19 protein-coding genes are annotated in these 15,190 nt (G+C 38.2%); 4 read left to right on the top strand and 15 right to left on the bottom strand.

Annotation, left to right across the window (positions count from 1 at the left end):
* Window positions 1-16 precede the first annotated feature (16 nt).
* The 4 genes from ALW18_10835 to ALW18_10850 all read right to left on the bottom strand — a co-directional run bounded on the left by ALW18_10835 (window position 17) and on the right by ALW18_10850 (window position 1,418).
* Window positions 17-271 (bottom strand): hypothetical protein, encoded by a 255-nt coding sequence (locus ALW18_10835; protein AOE52965.1) that lies wholly within the window; start codon window positions 269-271, stop codon window positions 17-19.
* 129 nt (window positions 272-400) lie between these two features.
* Complete coding sequence (locus ALW18_10840; protein AOE52966.1) at window positions 401-649, bottom strand: hypothetical protein; 249 nt, start codon at window positions 647-649, stop codon at window positions 401-403.
* A 183-nt stretch (window positions 650-832) separates the two neighbouring features.
* Window positions 833-1,057 (bottom strand): hypothetical protein, encoded by a 225-nt coding sequence (locus ALW18_10845; protein ID AOE52967.1) that lies wholly within the window; start codon window positions 1,055-1,057, stop codon window positions 833-835.
* Between the two features lie 46 nt (window positions 1,058-1,103).
* Window positions 1,104-1,418: a hypothetical protein gene (locus tag ALW18_10850; GenBank protein ID AOE52968.1), complete on the bottom strand. Its 315-nt coding sequence runs from the start codon at window positions 1,416-1,418 to the stop codon at window positions 1,104-1,106.
* A 3-nt stretch (window positions 1,419-1,421) separates the two neighbouring features.
* Here ALW18_10850 and ALW18_10855 point away from each other — a divergent pair, with 3 nt between their 5' ends.
* The 3 genes from ALW18_10855 (at window position 1,422) to ALW18_10865 (ending at window position 5,194) form a co-directional block, all read left to right on the top strand.
* Entirely contained in the window at window positions 1,422-2,279 is an 858-nt protein-coding gene (locus ALW18_10855) for a hypothetical protein (protein ID AOE52969.1), read from the top strand.
* A gap of 113 nt (window positions 2,280-2,392) precedes the next feature.
* Window positions 2,393-4,048: a hypothetical protein gene (locus ALW18_10860; GenBank protein AOE52970.1), complete on the top strand. Its 1,656-nt coding sequence runs from the start codon at window positions 2,393-2,395 to the stop codon at window positions 4,046-4,048.
* 15 nt (window positions 4,049-4,063) lie between these two features.
* Window positions 4,064-5,194 carry a hypothetical protein gene (locus ALW18_10865; GenBank protein ID AOE52971.1) on the top strand — a complete coding sequence of 377 codons (1,131 nt, stop codon included), beginning with the start codon at window positions 4,064-4,066 and terminating at the stop codon, window positions 5,192-5,194.
* A gap of 183 nt (window positions 5,195-5,377) precedes the next feature.
* Here ALW18_10865 and ALW18_10870 read toward each other — a convergent pair whose 3' ends face one another.
* Window positions 5,378-6,016, bottom strand: coding sequence for a disulfide bond formation protein DsbA (locus tag ALW18_10870; GenBank protein ID AOE54386.1), 639 nt, complete (start codon window positions 6,014-6,016; stop codon window positions 5,378-5,380).
* A gap of 115 nt (window positions 6,017-6,131) precedes the next feature.
* Here ALW18_10870 and ALW18_10875 point away from each other — a divergent pair, with 115 nt between their 5' ends.
* A complete protein-coding gene (locus ALW18_10875) occupies window positions 6,132-6,497 on the top strand; it encodes a hypothetical protein (protein ID AOE52972.1) in 366 nt (121 codons plus the stop codon).
* A gap of 86 nt (window positions 6,498-6,583) precedes the next feature.
* Here the strand turns inward: ALW18_10875 and ALW18_10880 are convergent, their stop codons facing one another.
* The 10 genes from ALW18_10880 to ALW18_10925 form a co-directional block, all read right to left on the bottom strand.
* The gene (locus ALW18_10880; GenBank protein AOE52973.1) at window positions 6,584-6,910 is read right to left on the bottom strand and encodes a hypothetical protein; all 327 of its coding nucleotides are present in this window, start codon (window positions 6,908-6,910) and stop codon (window positions 6,584-6,586) included.
* Between the two features lie 158 nt (window positions 6,911-7,068).
* Window positions 7,069-7,479, bottom strand: a complete 411-nt coding sequence (locus ALW18_10885; GenBank protein ID AOE52974.1) for a GxxExxY protein — start codon at window positions 7,477-7,479, stop codon at window positions 7,069-7,071.
* Between the two features lie 102 nt (window positions 7,480-7,581).
* On the bottom strand, window positions 7,582-8,499 hold the full coding sequence (locus ALW18_10890; protein AOE52975.1) for an esterase: 918 nt from the start codon (window positions 8,497-8,499) through the stop codon (window positions 7,582-7,584).
* A 107-nt stretch (window positions 8,500-8,606) separates the two neighbouring features.
* A complete protein-coding gene (locus tag ALW18_10895; protein ID AOE52976.1) occupies window positions 8,607-8,891 on the bottom strand; it encodes a hypothetical protein in 285 nt (94 codons plus the stop codon).
* Between the two features lie 312 nt (window positions 8,892-9,203).
* Window positions 9,204-10,835, bottom strand: a complete 1,632-nt coding sequence (locus tag ALW18_10900) for a diguanylate cyclase (protein ID AOE52977.1) — start codon at window positions 10,833-10,835, stop codon at window positions 9,204-9,206.
* Between the two features lie 77 nt (window positions 10,836-10,912).
* Window positions 10,913-11,329, bottom strand: coding sequence for a hypothetical protein (locus tag ALW18_10905; GenBank protein AOE52978.1), 417 nt, complete (start codon window positions 11,327-11,329; stop codon window positions 10,913-10,915).
* A 190-nt stretch (window positions 11,330-11,519) separates the two neighbouring features.
* A complete protein-coding gene (locus ALW18_10910) occupies window positions 11,520-12,632 on the bottom strand; it encodes a hypothetical protein (protein ID AOE52979.1) in 1,113 nt (370 codons plus the stop codon).
* A 111-nt stretch (window positions 12,633-12,743) separates the two neighbouring features.
* A complete protein-coding gene (locus tag ALW18_10915; GenBank protein ID AOE52980.1) occupies window positions 12,744-13,229 on the bottom strand; it encodes a hypothetical protein in 486 nt (161 codons plus the stop codon).
* Window positions 13,230-13,360: 131 nt separating this feature from the next.
* On the bottom strand, window positions 13,361-13,891 hold the full coding sequence (locus ALW18_10920) for a hypothetical protein (protein AOE52981.1): 531 nt from the start codon (window positions 13,889-13,891) through the stop codon (window positions 13,361-13,363).
* Between the two features lie 68 nt (window positions 13,892-13,959).
* Window positions 13,960-15,057 (bottom strand): hypothetical protein, encoded by a 1,098-nt coding sequence (locus tag ALW18_10925; protein AOE52982.1) that lies wholly within the window; start codon window positions 15,055-15,057, stop codon window positions 13,960-13,962.
* Between the last annotated feature and the right edge of the window lie 133 nt (window positions 15,058-15,190).

A 15,190-nucleotide genomic window follows, 5' to 3' on the forward strand; every position in this document is an offset into this window, starting at 1 on the left:
CACGAATAACCGAATTTTACTCTTTCACAACTGCGTTCTGAAAACACAGCCTGTTGGCAATGTGGTTAAAGTCGAGCGTGCCAATTTCTTTTTGGGTTAGCTTGCTGTATACAACGGTGGGTACAAGGTTGGCCAGTGCGTGGAAAAAGTCGGCTGCATTGGCGTTGTCTTCCAGTTCTTTAAGGGCTATCCTGTTTTCGTTGCTATCTTCAAACAGCTGTTGCAGCTGGTCTAATATTTTTAAAGTATATTCTTCCTGTTTTGATTCCATAATCCTGACTTAAAGATTAATAATTGAAATATTGAATCCTCACCCCCAGCCCCTCTCCGAAGGAGAGGGGAGCAAGCTTCACTCAGTATGTCGATGAGGATGAGACTGCTGACTGCGACTGTAAACTGATTACTGAATTACCTCCTGCGCAACGAGGTTGTTGTACTGTATGCCGCTGTTTTTAGATATTTTACCTTCAAGGGTTACGTCTACAGCTATTTCGTCGTTTTCTTTGTAGCCGTTAAGCTCGTCCATACGCCTGCCGCGGAATTCTACAAATGCCCTCTGCCTGTGGTCGGGTACAAGGGTTACTACTTTTTTCTCATGTCCTGCGGTGTTGCGGTACTCAATGTTTTCGATGGTTCCTTTAATTGTCATGGTCTTTTTTGTTTAATAATTGAAAACTGAAGTCTTGATGTTGGTGGTTTGTTTTGGAATTCGGTTGGCCGAAGTCCGGTGTTTGTCGGTATGTCGTTCCGACGAATGAAGGAATCTCTTAATCCCGGTAAACTTGTTGAGATTCTTCGACTCCGCTGCGCTGCGCTCAGAATGACAGTGCCCTTAAGCAGTCAACTGCAAACTGTGACTGATCACTGAATACTTCCCCCTTAGCTTTTCGAGTTTTCTCATAACAGCGGCGATATCTTTTTGTTGTTCTGCCTGTTGCTTAAAAAGGGTATAGTAAGGCAGGGTTTTTAGGTTGTCAATCTGCTTTTCGCATTCGCGGATGCGTTTTAATAGTTTTTTCGGTGATATGTGAATTTGGTTATTTGGAGTTTCACTCATGCTTAACAGGTGTTCCGAAACCAGATAACCATATCCACAAATCCACTTATTCGGTAATGGTGAATCTCTTGTCTTTGTTAAAGTGGAGTATTGCATTTTTTTCATCATTGGTGTGTATAATGGTTGTTGTTCTTATTTTGCTGTATTTTAATTGTTTCTGACTGTTAATCAGTGTCTTTTCTGCGATAGATTCCAGATGTAATGCTTTTAACGTTTTTCCGATTTCGACTCTATTATGTTGTATTTGAGTGGTATTTTCCACTTCGGTTAAACTTCTGTGTGAAGCCAGGTAATGGTTGTATGCTGATAATATTGCACTTAGTTCCACAATTTCTTTAGTTATGATGTCTAAGTTTCGCATTTTATGTTTACCTTTGTTGAATACAGTGCAAAATTATGTGGAATATTCCACATTTCAAAATTAATCAATGTTAAATTTTACACTTTTGGTGTGAGTTTTCATTCTGCTATAGCTAAAGTTTTGATTATGGACGGATTACAGATTAAACAAAAACGCGAAGAGCTTGGGCTTACGCAAAAGGAATTGGCCGACTTAATTGGTGCCAGCCGCGAAACGATTATCAACTACGAAAAAGGAAAACCAATTCCGAAGTCGAAAAGTGAAATATTAAACAAAGTACTCGAGCAAGGTGCTGTGTATCGTAAAAATGTACAGCAGGAGGAAATAGTTCGTATTGCTGAAGATTTTGAGAACAAGAACGGCAACAAGTTCATAGAGCTGCCTAACGGTCAATACTATATGCTTATGCCGCTGGCAGAATTCAACATACAGGCAGGCTTTTTAAGCACCTATCAGGATGCCGATTTTCTGATGGACCTTAGTCAGCATGGTATATTGGTAGACAAGCCGGTGCAGGGGCGTTATGTTGCTTTTCGCGTTAATGGCGATAGTATGGACGATGGTTCCAGCCTTGCCATTACCCGAAACAGCATAGTATCTACGCGCGAGTTGCAACGCCATCATTGGAAGGGCAAGCTGCGATACCGCGATTTTCCGTACTGGGTTATTTATACCACCCAAAGTAAAATGCCGCTGCTTAAGGAAATTATAGATCATAATGTAGAAGAGGGTACCATTACCTGCCATTCGTTAAACGACAGTCCCGAGTTTACCGACTTCACCCTGCACATGAATGATATTCAGGCATTGTTTTATGTAATAGATGTAAACAGGACGGTAAGTAAGAAGAGTTTTTATTAGAAGGCTTTCGGTGGTGGTAAGTGGCAAATTATCAAAGGTTAATGTGTCAAAAGATTTTGAAATTAATCTTATTAATCCTACGTTTGCAGCAATTAAATACCAAACCAATCCCAATGAAAAAACTTTTACTAGCCGCTGTGGTTACACTGCTGTTTTCTTGCAGTAATGATGATAATGCTTCGGTAATCGATCCTGTAGAAGAAAACCCCGAATTTCCGGAAAATTGTATTTCAGATACAGGATATTTTATCAAAAGTCAGGCTGATGTAAATCTATTAGCTTTCAGCAGCATTTGCAAAATAGAAGGGGATTTGTATATCGGTTCAGATCTTAGATCGCCGGCTTCTGATATAACTGATTTATCTGGCCTAAGTACCATCCAGGAAGTTACAGGTAAATTAGTTATAGTTATTAACAATGAATTGCAAAATCTCCATGGCCTTGAAAATATTAAGAAAGTTGGGGCGTTAGAAATAATAGACAATAGTAAACTAACCAGTCTTGAAGGTTTAAGTATTGTTGAGATAACCGGAGTAACAGATAGCAATAATCAGAAGAGTGGTCTTTTGATACTTCGTAACGACGCGCTTACTAATCTTAAAGGTCTCGAAAATCTTACATCTGTACCATCCGTAAAATTAAGTCAGAATAAAGCTTTAAAAGATATCACTGCGTTAGCAGGATTAGAAAGTTTACCTGAATTAGAACTAATAGAAAATTACGCCTTAATTAATTTGGAAGGGTTTAACAACCTAACCAATGTTGGTAGCATTAGGCTGGAAAGTAATCTGTTGCTAAACTCATTAGGAGCTTTTGATAATCTTACTGATTTAGGTAGCTTTTATTGTGGAGGGAATCCAATGCTCCTATCTTTAAAAGGCTTTGAAAAACTTACCAAAATAAATGTGTTAAGTGTCTTACAATCTCAATTTACCTCTTTGGAAGGGATTCAAAATGTAAGGTCTATAGACTATCTAAGGATAGAGTCAAATCCAAAGCTTAATAATATTGCACAATTAGATAAACTTACCTCGGTTCATAGCGTGGATTTAAGAGATAATCAAAGTTTGGTGTCCCTTCAGGGTTTACACAACCTTAAATCATGTATATATAAAATAAATATTCAGGAAAACAACGCTCTTACTTCTGTTTCTGCGTTAAGTAGCCTTGAAAGTATCGATGAGCTAGAGATTAGAGATTGTAATGCGCTAACATCTTTACAGGGGCTTGGTGCCATTAAACAAATAAACAATTTAAGGATAATAGGTGTACCCCTGAGTTCTATTGATTATGTTGGAAATATACATTCATTGTCGATTCTACAGATATCCGACACACAAATTGCTTCTCTTTCAGGATTAAGCGGATTAACCGATTTAAAAATCTTTACAATGTATGATAATAACAATCTTACTTCATTAAGTGGCCTGGAAAACATTACAAGCTTAACAAGTCTATCAATCTCAAATTGCCCAAATCTTACATCCATACAGGCTCTTTCGAATGTAGATGCATTTTCCGAATATTTTTACGAAGGATTGTTACATAAAGGAGCAATATATATAACTAATACAGGCTTAGCATCTCTGGATGCCCTTAGTAACGTAACTAATAGCCCTTCAAATCTTGTAATAGAAAACAATCCCGAGCTTAGTAATTACTGTGGATTGGAAAATTTAAATATGGATACTCTGGAATATGTGAGTATTGTTAGTAATCAATATAACCCCACAGCAGAAGATATAATCGCAGGTAATTGCGCCCAATAATCCAAACCAACCTCAATGAAAAAACTTTTATTAGCCGCTATGGCTATGCTGTTGTTTGCTTGCAGTAGCGATGATAATGTGTCTAACGATTCATTGGCACAATGCGCATTCACAGGCGATGTTACCCTTACTACTCAGGCAGAAGTTGATGCTTTTGCTGCCAATAATTATTGTGTGGTAAACGGTAATCTAAAGATAGTATCTTCAAACTCTGAAGAAACAAACATAACCAGTCTTGAAGGTCTGGCAAGCCTTGTGAAGATTGAGGGAAACCTTGTAATAATCAACAACCCGTTATTAAATTTACATGGACTGCATAATATTAAGCAGATTCGTAATCTAGACATAGAGAGTAATAGTCACCTTATTAATTTACAAGGGCTTGAATCATTACAGCTTGTGGGTAATATTGGTGTTAACAATACAGCAGGTATTGTTGTAAAAAATAATGAGTTGTTGAAAAACTTACGAGGAATTGGGCCGGTAAAGGAGTTAAACTTTTTAGATGTTCAGGAAAATGCATCACTTTTAAATGTAAGTGGTTTAAATACAGTTACAAAAATATATCAAGGCTTAAGATTCTATAGAAATGATGAACTTGAAAATTTAGAAGGTCTTAATAATGTTACTTCTATTGATTTGGTGATGTTGATCAGCAATTTTAAGCTTGTTTCTATTGAAGCCCTTGCAGCGCTTGAAAATGTAGCAACATTACAAATTAATGATAATGATGCATTACTTACTCTTAGAGGACTTGAAAGTATTCTTGAAATTAAAGAACTGCAAATTACAAATAACTCATACCTTAAAAATCTAGAGGGATTGCAAAATCTAAAAAAAGCGGAAAAGTTTAAACTTATAAATAACTATCGTCTGACTTCAATAAGCCACTTAATTGGCTTAAAAACAATTGAAGGTGATGATGCTCCGCAATTTCATATTGACAGTAATACTTCATTAGAAACAGTAGACGGATTGCAAAATCTTGCTCTCATTAATGGCAATTTCCTGATACAAAATAATAGTATTACAGATTACTGTGCTATTACAAATCTGGTTTTGACTAATATCTATCCGATGTATTTTGTTGATAACACCTATAATCCAACCAAAAATGACTTTGCAGCGGGCAACTGTAGCCAGTAATAAAACGAAAAACCGCTTTTTTTCAGAGCGGTTTTTTATAGGTTTTTGTTATACTAATGCACAAAGCATCTATAATGCGCAGAGGTTTTCACTCCACTGTGTTATGTTCAGAAGGACAGAATGTTTCAATGCATACCACATACTGCACACTGCGACTGAAGACTGAACACTATTTATTGCAAACTATTTCCCTTCGGCGAATGCCTTTTCTAATGTATCAAGAAACACAGCAGTTTCCTGTGCACCGCTAATAGCATATTTACGGTTCAGTACAAAAAACGGAACCCCGCGAATGCCCAGTTCCTGTGCTTCGGTAATATCTGCCATTACATCTTTCGTATAAGCACCGCTGCCCATTACGTTGGCAAGTTTGGTTGCATCAAGGCCAAGCTCGGCGGCAAAAGCCAGTAGGGTTTGAGCATCGTCAATATTACGGCCTTCGGTAAAGTAAGCAGCAAATACTTTTTCTTCGGCTTCACTCTGTTTGCCATATTGTTTGGCGAAATGTATAAAGCGGTGTGCATTAAAGCTGTTGGCAACAACGGTCTTGTCAAAATTATAGGTCAGTCCCACTTTGGCAGCCATTTCTGCAACATAGTCGTTCATGCCTTTGGCTTCCTCAACCGAAATGTTCTTATGCTCGGCAAGCATCTGGTTAATGTTCTTAGAGGGGTCTGTTTTAAGCTCCGGAGAGAGCATAAAACTCTTCCATTCTATCTCTACCTCGCTTTTGTTGGCAAATTGCGCCAGTGCTTCATCAAATCGTTTCTTGCCTATGTAGCAGAACGGACACATAATGTCGCTCCATATTTCTATTTTCATCTGTATCGTATTTAATCGTTCTACAAAGGTCGCAAACATTTTGCAAAGCACATAGGTCTTTGTGTATTTCGGCTGTTTTTACTATATTTAATCTGTAAACCAATCAATTAATAAAATGAAAAAAGTTGTAACCCTGTTTGCCCTGCTGTTTGTCATAACAGCGGTAAACGCACAAACCGCCGAACAGCTCGTTGGAAAATGGAAACTCGTAAAGTGGACCAAAGGAGGCAAAGAAAAAGACATTCAGGATAAATTTAAAACTACCGAAGTGTACCAGGTTTTTGATGCCGATGGACATTTTACCAGCATAATTGCCGATAAAAGCCACGAGGGAAAATGGGAACTTAGTAAAGATAATAAAAAGCTGACCATTACTGTAGGGGTTATTGTAAGCGAAACTTTTACAATTGATTATTTTGATGCCAAACGAAGGGTTATCTCTCTTCCTTTGCTCGGTGTGCTTGAATATGAAAAGCAATAAATATAGAATTGTAAAAAACAAAATGCCATCCCGTTAAGAGATGGCATTTTGTTTTCGTGTGTTTTTATATTTTTTCAGGGCAGGTGTTACACAGCCGGAGCCTCTTCAGGTCCTTCGGTAATAACGTCTTCTTCAGCTTCAATAAGTGCTTCTTCTGCCTGGTTGTAAAGCATTTCAATTTCGTCTTCTGTTAAAAAGCGAACGTCTTTGTGTGCTACTTCAACAAGGCTTCCTGTGTTAGCATCTTCAATAAGGGCATAGAATTTCTCGTTTCCTTTTTTGTCGGCATTAGTACCCCAAATGTGGAAGTAACCAATTGCTTTTACTTTTTTAGAAGTCGATTTTTTGCTCTTTTTGGTTTTTACCTTTTTGGTTACAGAATATTGTACCAGTCTTAAGTCTGTCCTGTTCATGGTTGCGAGGGTTTTATTTACAATTACGTAACGCAAAATTAACATATCGTAACTGAAAAAGACCGTTTTCAATGTTAAGGATTACTGGGTAGTGCGAAACTTAACATTAGAATGAAATTTAAAATAAATGGGAACGCGGATAAAACGGATTAGGCGAATCAACGCGGATTTTTTAGCACTATATTCTTTTTATTACTGTTGCTGAAAATTTTACGAATAAACTCCGGTTCTTTCCCAAAATTAAGCAACAGACCAACTTCGCAATTGGTGCTTTTTAAATAATTTATGAGTTGATATTCAAATTCTTCTACGATATAATCGCAGGCTTTCAGTTCCAATATTACGGTATTGTTTACTATAATATCTGCGAAATAGTCACCTACCACAATTCCTTTATAGTAAACAACGATTTTCTTTTGAGCTTCAACATTGAATCCTCTGGATTGTAATTCTAAAAACAGCGCATTTTGATATACTCTTTCTAAAAAGCCATAACCAAGATCATTATACACATCGTAAAAGGCTTTTATTATTTCAGAGGTTAATTCTTTATGGAGTAGTTTATCCACGAATGTAAGATTTTAGCTAAACTAATAAAATTATCTTTTCAGAGGTATTAAAAATCTGCGCAAATTCGTACCATCTGTGTCATCCGCGTTCCAATACCGACTTTACCTGCAAAAATCATATTCAGCATATTTGCTGCACTCTTTTCCTGTAGCTACAATGGTATGGCTTTGCTGTTTTTCGCCTTTAAGCACGGCTTTCATAAAGTCGATGGATGGCTGATAGTCCTTCGTAAACAATTCGGCGCTGTATTCATGGCCTCCACCGCAAAACGTTACCAGTTTAACATTGCCTTTCAGGTCGGTAATATGGTTGAAAATAGAATACGATCCAAACAGCATCAGCCAGCCCGGAGTACCCGGTTCGCAATAATGGTGGGCTGCTGTTCCGTAAGGCACGGTAACATCGCAGCTACCGTGAAACAGCATGGTTGGGATGAGGTTTTTCGGCGTAATAAGATTGATATCCATAATTGCCCCGGCTCCCGAAATGATTCCTGCATATTTAAAGTCTGCCGGAAGCTGCCCCGGATACATTTTCATCATTTTTTTATCCCAGAAAGCGGCGTGAAGTACAGCTTCGGCACCGGCACTGCTTCCCGAAATAAAGATCTTTTTTGTGTCTATGTTGTAATTATCCTGATTCTTAATAAAGTAAACAACGGCCTGTTGCATTTGGTTGGCAGCAATTTGTATGGCTTTGATTTTTTCCGGTAATATACCGTCGCAGCTAAAGCTTTTACCCTTCATATACAGTGTGTAGCTAATGTTGGAAGCCACGAATCCCTGTGCTGCTGCCTGTTTTGTAAAAGCATGGTCCCATTTGCGTTCGCCAACAGCAAAGCCGCCTCCGTGAACGTGTACTACAAGCGGCAGTTTTTCTTTGCTTTTGTTTTTTGGGATAAAAATATCCATCTCCAGGGCAAGAGTATCGTTAGCAAAATAGGTAACGGTTTTAAATTCCTGCGCATAGGCAGATGTAAATAGTATAAAGGCGAGTAAAAATGTAAGGTGCTTTTTCATTTGAAAGAAGGATTGTTTTTACAAATTTACAATTTTGAATGCAGATGAACCAGGGAAGATCTGCGTCATCCGCGTTCAATTGAACTATATCGGTTTAAATGGCTACTCTAATGAAAATGCTTGTTCCAGTTTTGTCCCAGCCACGTCTTCATTTCAGACCGGGTATTTATCTTTTCGGGCATGTATTTACAGATCAATTTTTCGAGCCTGTGCATAGAACTCAATGCAAAGAGCCCGTTAAGTAATAAGAAACGGTTTATGAACTCGAGTATCTGGTAGCCGTTATTGCGGTCGATTACATCATCCAGATGTATAGATCTGAACGTTCTTGCAAGTGAATCTTCGTCCCAGTTATAGGTATATCTTAAGTCTTCTTTTTTAAATGGGGGCATAGTTAATGGTTTGAATAATACAATGGGGCTGTTGTAAATTCAGTAGTGGATGCATAACAAATGTACCATCTATATAATTTGTTTTTAGGCAAATAAAAGTTAAAAGGTGAAGATGAGAAACTTAAAAAATGTTTGACTTATATTATCCCCGGAAGGTATCGCAGTTTAGCTGTAATATGTAAAAAATAAATCCCCCAATGCAGTAGGGAAGCAGCGGGGGACAGGAGTAAATGATATTCGAGGGAATATATTTTAGTGCGCAAACATAGAACAACGAATCGGACTATGCTTACAAACGGTGTTTTGTTTACGTTAAACCAGCGGTAAGAAAATACTAAACTCCGTACCAATGCCCGGCTGACTGCTTACACTTATGCCGCCATTGTGGTTCTCTGTAATTTTTTTGCAAAGGGCAAGCCCAATACCTGTTCCCGGAGTATTGCCAAGGCGCTTAAACATTTTAAATACCTGGTCGCCATACTGCTGTTCAAAACCCTGCCCATTATCTTTAAAGATAATTTTAGTATAGGTTAATTTCGGCTGCAGGAATTGATGCTCCCCGAAATCTTGATCCGACGGACTTTGTGCCGATATACTAAGTACAGGATTTGCACTGCTAAATTTTATGGCATTGCTTATAAGGTTTGAAAAAAGCTGGTGCAGCTGAATGGGAATGCCTTTAATTGAGGGCAGATCGGTCATGTTTACAATTGCTTTTTTCTGGTCAAGTGCCAGGTCAAAGTCTTCCAGTACATATTGAAGTACTATGTTAAGATGGGTAGTTTCAAAAAGTTCCTCGGTACTGGAAAGCTGCGAATATTTAAGTACGTCTTTAATAAGAGTAGTCATTCGTGCTGCGCTGGCATTTATTTTATCGAGGTAGCGTTTAATAGTTTCAGGGTCATTAAGGCTTTCCTGGAGCATCTCGCCAAACACCTGTATTTTGCGCAACGGCTCCTGCAAATCGTGCGACGCTATATAGGCATATTCCTCAAGCTGTTTGTTCCTGAATTCTATATCGCGGGCATAAATGGCAAGTCGGTCGTCAGACAGTTTGCGTTCGGTAAGGTCGCGGGTTATTTTAGAGAAGCCTATAAGGTTCTTATTGTCATCATACATAGATGTTATTACCACCTGCGCCCAGAATTTGGTTCCGCCCTTGCGCAAACGCCATCCTTCGTTTTTGGCCCGGCCGTTTACCGAAGCCTTATGTATAAGCGTTTCCGGTAAATTGGCTGCAAGATCTTCGTCCATGTAAAAAATCCTGAAATTCTGCCCAATAATTTCCTGTTCAGAGTACCCTTTAATTTTCTCTGCACCTTTATTCCAGTTCAGTATGTAACCGTCGGGGTCGAGCATAAGAATAGCATAATCCTGCATCTCGTCGATCATCCTATGATAGCGTTCTTCACTCTTTTTAAGGTTCAGGCTTTTTTCTTCAACTGTTTTTTCCAGTGAGTCAGATATCTGCTTATAGTTTACAGCATCGTTAAGCGATGTGTGTTGCTCTTTGTTTTTTGCTGTGATATCTGTAAGTACATTTATAATTCCGGTTACATTACCTGCAGTATCATACAACAACGAAGGATTAGGCTGAACATTTACAAAAGTATTGTCGGGGCGTTCTAAGATAAAGGTATCCATCGGCAATACTTTACCAATGTTTATCATCTGCCCATAGGGGCAAAAATCTTCAGAAAGCAAGGTTCCGTCTTCTGTATAGCCTTTAAACCCGCCGCACCAACGGTCGTTGCCCAATGTAGGCTTACGTCCCCATAGCTTTAAAGCGGCATTATTAAAGTAGGTTATATATCCTTTATTGTCGCAGGTATATACTGCAACAGGCAAGGCGTTAAAAATAGAGGCATTAAAACCCGGACTCATGCTCGGCGCAAAAGTTTCGGTTTCTTTAACTGGGTCTTTAGTGCTTTCCATAATGAACATAATTTGTGTAGATAGGTAAAGATAGTTAATTTACCAGAACATAAATTTATTACGCTAAAAAATTGAAAATAAGTGTGTTAATTCACTTCTGAAAGCAAAAAAGGCAGATCGTTTTTCGTAAAAACATCATTTAATAACTGAGACAGAACGACAATGCTTGTGGGTTTAACGAGATAATGATCGGCACCCAGTTTTTTGGTGTCGTTAATATCTGTACTGTGCGACGATGTGGTATATACAATAATTGGAACACCTTCAAAACGTTTTACCCTTTTTAGGGCAGAAAGGCAATCGCGACCCGATACCATCGGCATGTTTAAGTCTATAAAAATATAGTTGGGTACAAAATCAGAATTTGCCACTATATCCAGGGCATCTCTTCCATTTTTTGCCATACTGCATACAAAATCGGCATTGGCCTTTTTAAGTGCCATTGCAAATATCTCGCGGTCATCTTCGTCATCATCAATCAAAAAGCAGGAGCGTTGGCTCATGGAGTTATTGTTTGGGGGCAATAGCCATTAAAAAGATTGTTAAAACAAATGTAATATAAACCTTTTTAATAAAAGAAGGACATTATTTACAATGTTAAAATAATCGACAAACGGAATAATAAATTTAATGTCAGTCCAAAAAAAAGCCCCTCATCGCTGAAAGGCCAGTGTACTATTTTTAAGATATCAATTAGTCGATACTGCAATTCGTGCCTGCCGCAACATCCTGTGCGGTTGGATTATACAGGTTCTTGTCTATAATCGGTGCTTTTTTCATGGTACCATTTGCTAAGATGTTTTGTGCATCGCAAAGGTTGGTAAGTGCAGCATTGTCACTTATCTGAACCTCGCCCGTAAAAGCAGTTATGTTCTGGAGGCCGTTTAATGAAGTAAGTTTGGCGTTATCCCTAATGTAAAAGTTATTTCCGCTAAAGCCTTCCTGTTGCATTATAGCTGTCATGCTGCTAAGATGCTCCAATGTTGTTAGCGAAGAATTACTCCAAATAGATATATCATTAACCGATGTAAGGTTATGAAGACCTTCAAGTGACGGAAGTATAAAGTTGAACTCTACTGCTAGTCGGCTTAAAGTTGTGATGCCTTCTAAACCTTTTAGTGATTGTAGTTTTTTATTGCCCGTTATTGCTAAGTTGTTTATTTTTCTCAGGTTGCTTAGTGGTAACACATCGGTCAGCTCAAAATTATCACTGATACTTATAGCATTTGCTTCAGACAATTGGTTTAGTCCATCTAATGAACTAAGAGCTTCATTGTATTTTAGCTGCATTTGTCCAACGGCTTTAAGGTTTTCTAATCCGTTAAGGTTATTCAGCAATTTATTATTTGATATGATAAGTTGGTCGGCATAAGTAAGGCTTTCCAGACCATGCAGTTCTGCCAACGATTTATTATAGCTAACAGTAATAGTATTTTCAAAATGCCCAAGGACAGGCATTCCTTCAAGGCTTTGCAACTCAGGATTAATGCTGATTTCAATAAGTCCTGCAATGCTTTTTATATTCTCCAGCCCATGCAGGTGCTTAAGTTTGGCATTATTGCGTACAACCAGTACACCTTCAATTTCTTTAATAGTGCTCAGTCCCGAAATATCTGTGATATCGCTGCTTTGCTCAATATAAACAGAGCCTGTTTTAGTATATCGTTTAGCGGCAAACTCGTCTACTTCTGCCTGGCTATGTAATGATATTGAATAATTGTACTCTGTTTCTGCGGGTTTAGTGTCGTCGTCGCTGCATGAAAATGCAAGAGCAGCTACAAAGCAAGTAAGTAATAATTTTTTCATTTGGTTTAGATTTGATTGTAGGTTTAGTTTTATGAATGTACAATTTTTATGCCAAATGATTTACAATGTGAGTGTTAAAAGAAAAGCCTTTCATTGCTGAAAGGCTTCCTGTTATATTTCTTTAGTAAACAGCAGTGCATTGTTGCGCCTGCCGTTTTCTTTAAATCCTGCGTCTTCGTAGGCTTTTATAATTGTGGTGTCTGCTGCAGGAACTTCTGCCCATACAATATCATGCCTGCGCTGCGCTGCAATTTCCAGTACACGGTTAATTACTTTGTTGGTTCCTTCGTCTGTAGACGGAATGGTTTTTTCTATAAACAGCGGTTTGCTTCCTTTAATCTCTGTAGGTATGTGCGCCGAAACCAGTTCTGCAAAAGAAAGCGGCTCTTCCTGCCTGTCTTCGTCTTCTCCGGTAACATCAAAGCTCATAAGCCACTCGCGGGTAAAGGAGTTGGCCTTATCCAGGAAGTTAAAAACCGAATATTCTTTATCGATATCTATATCTTTTACCACTTTTTTAAAGTGCTGTTTTGCTATCTGCGACACCTTGTGGGCGTTCTCTTCATTACTAACGATAAATTTTACTATAACGGGCATAGACTGTATTTTTTGGATTGTATCTATACAAAAGTAACAAATTATAACCGGCATTGCTTGCAGTACGCGGTGTATTATTTGTACAAATTACGCATTAACGGTATGGCGTGATAGTAAAAAACCGGCTGCGGTTACTTTATCAAAGCAAACGATGCGAAGAACTGTTTACAATCGGCGTTGTCTTTCTTTTTAACAGATGTATATACCATTAGCCCTACGTGATAGTCTTTTACAAAAAATGTTTTAGAGCGTATTATGGTGGTGCCGTTATTGGTAGTCATAACAGCTTCCATAGCCGGGCGGCCATCCATCATGATGCGCCTGGCATCTATAAGGGTGGCTTTATTGTTGCGTACCGATCCTTTTACGCCTTTCATTAAGGCGTCGTAAGTGTCTTCAATGTCGCGTGACCTGTTTTTAGGAACAGCGGTAATAGAGGCAAGATATTTTTTATTGGCTTCGGCATCCGATACTGCGTTATATACTGCAAAATGCGCCTTTAGAACGCCGGCTTTAGACGGTATGTCTTTTACCGTTGTGGCAGGCGCAGCAGGAAACCGAACCGTAAATACCTTAAACGGATCTTTGTACGTATGCCAGTCTCTCGCCGAAACGGTAAGCGATGTTAGTGCCAGAAACAATAACGGAAGCAGTTTTTTCATTACCCTTAAATTTTTGCAATAGTAATAAAAAATTTAAAATGAAAACCCCACTGTTAGGTGGGACTTTATTAGTTTAAGCTACAGTTACCGCCTTTTATATCTTCAATGGTTGGGTTAAATGGGTTCTCACTAATAGTTAAGTTAATGGAGTTACTATTGGCTACCATGTTTTTTAAAGCGCAGAAGTCGTTAAGCACTGTGTTATTACTAATGACGATTCTGCTAAATCCAGCCGTAGCGTTTTGCAACCCGTCCAAAGATTGCAATGCATTGTTATTGATTATATGCAGGTCAAAGTAATATTCGCCGGTACCCTCAATTTTTTTCAGCGATGAAAGGCTGCTTATTGATGTAAGTTTTTTGTTTTGTGTAACATGAAGCGTGTTAACAGTGTCTAGATTATCCAGTCCGTTAAACGACTCCAGGTAATCGTTACTGGATAAGCGAAGATATTTGAGTGTAGTAATATTTTCAAGTCCGGAGAGGTTTACTAATTGACTATTCATGATCTCTATAGTCTCTGCGATATTCACATTTGCTAACAGTTGCAGGGAAGATAATACACCGCCTTGTATGAAGATATTTTTTATATAAGTAAGGGAGTCAATCCCTTCTAGGGATAATAATTTATCGTTTAGTGTTATATTTAAAATATTTATAGTTACGAGGTTATTAATTCCCTGCAATGTGTTAAGATTGTTATTGTAGCTGATGTCAAGTTGATCGATAGATGTAATTCCCTCCAGACCTTGTAAATTAGTAAGGGCGTAATTAGAGTATAGGCCAAGACTCATAATGTCAGATAATTGGCGTAATCCTTTTAAGTCTTTAAGCGAAATATTGTTGTTAATTATCAGTGTATCAACTTTCTGTAGATTTTCCAGTCCTGCAAGATCTTTCAGGTTTGGATTTTCGACAATGTCAATTCTATTTGCTTTTTTGAGATGCTTTAAGCCTGCGAGAGATGTAATATCGGTTGCGCCTAAGCCAATAAATCCGATGCTAAGTTTTTCGTTAAGTTCAGTTAGTCCAAGGGCGGCAAATGCGTCAACTTCTGCCTGGCTTTTTAATACTATTCCTTTTGGATACTGATTGATAGTTTCTGAGTCATCACTGCTGCATGCTGCAAAAATCATAGCGATTGCTATAGCTAAAAGTTTTCTCATTTGGTTGTAAAATTGGTGGGCGCAAATATAATCGATTATCAGAATTATAAATCAAACATTTATTTTTAGAAAACTTTTACCGATTTAACAAAAATTCTCCGGCCCTTTTTACGAAACCGTTATTCTGCCTGTA

Origin of the sequence: Flavobacterium psychrophilum (genome assembly GCA_001708385.1) — a bacterium.
Taxonomy (GTDB): Bacteria; Bacteroidota; Bacteroidia; order Flavobacteriales; family Flavobacteriaceae; genus Flavobacterium; species Flavobacterium psychrophilum_A.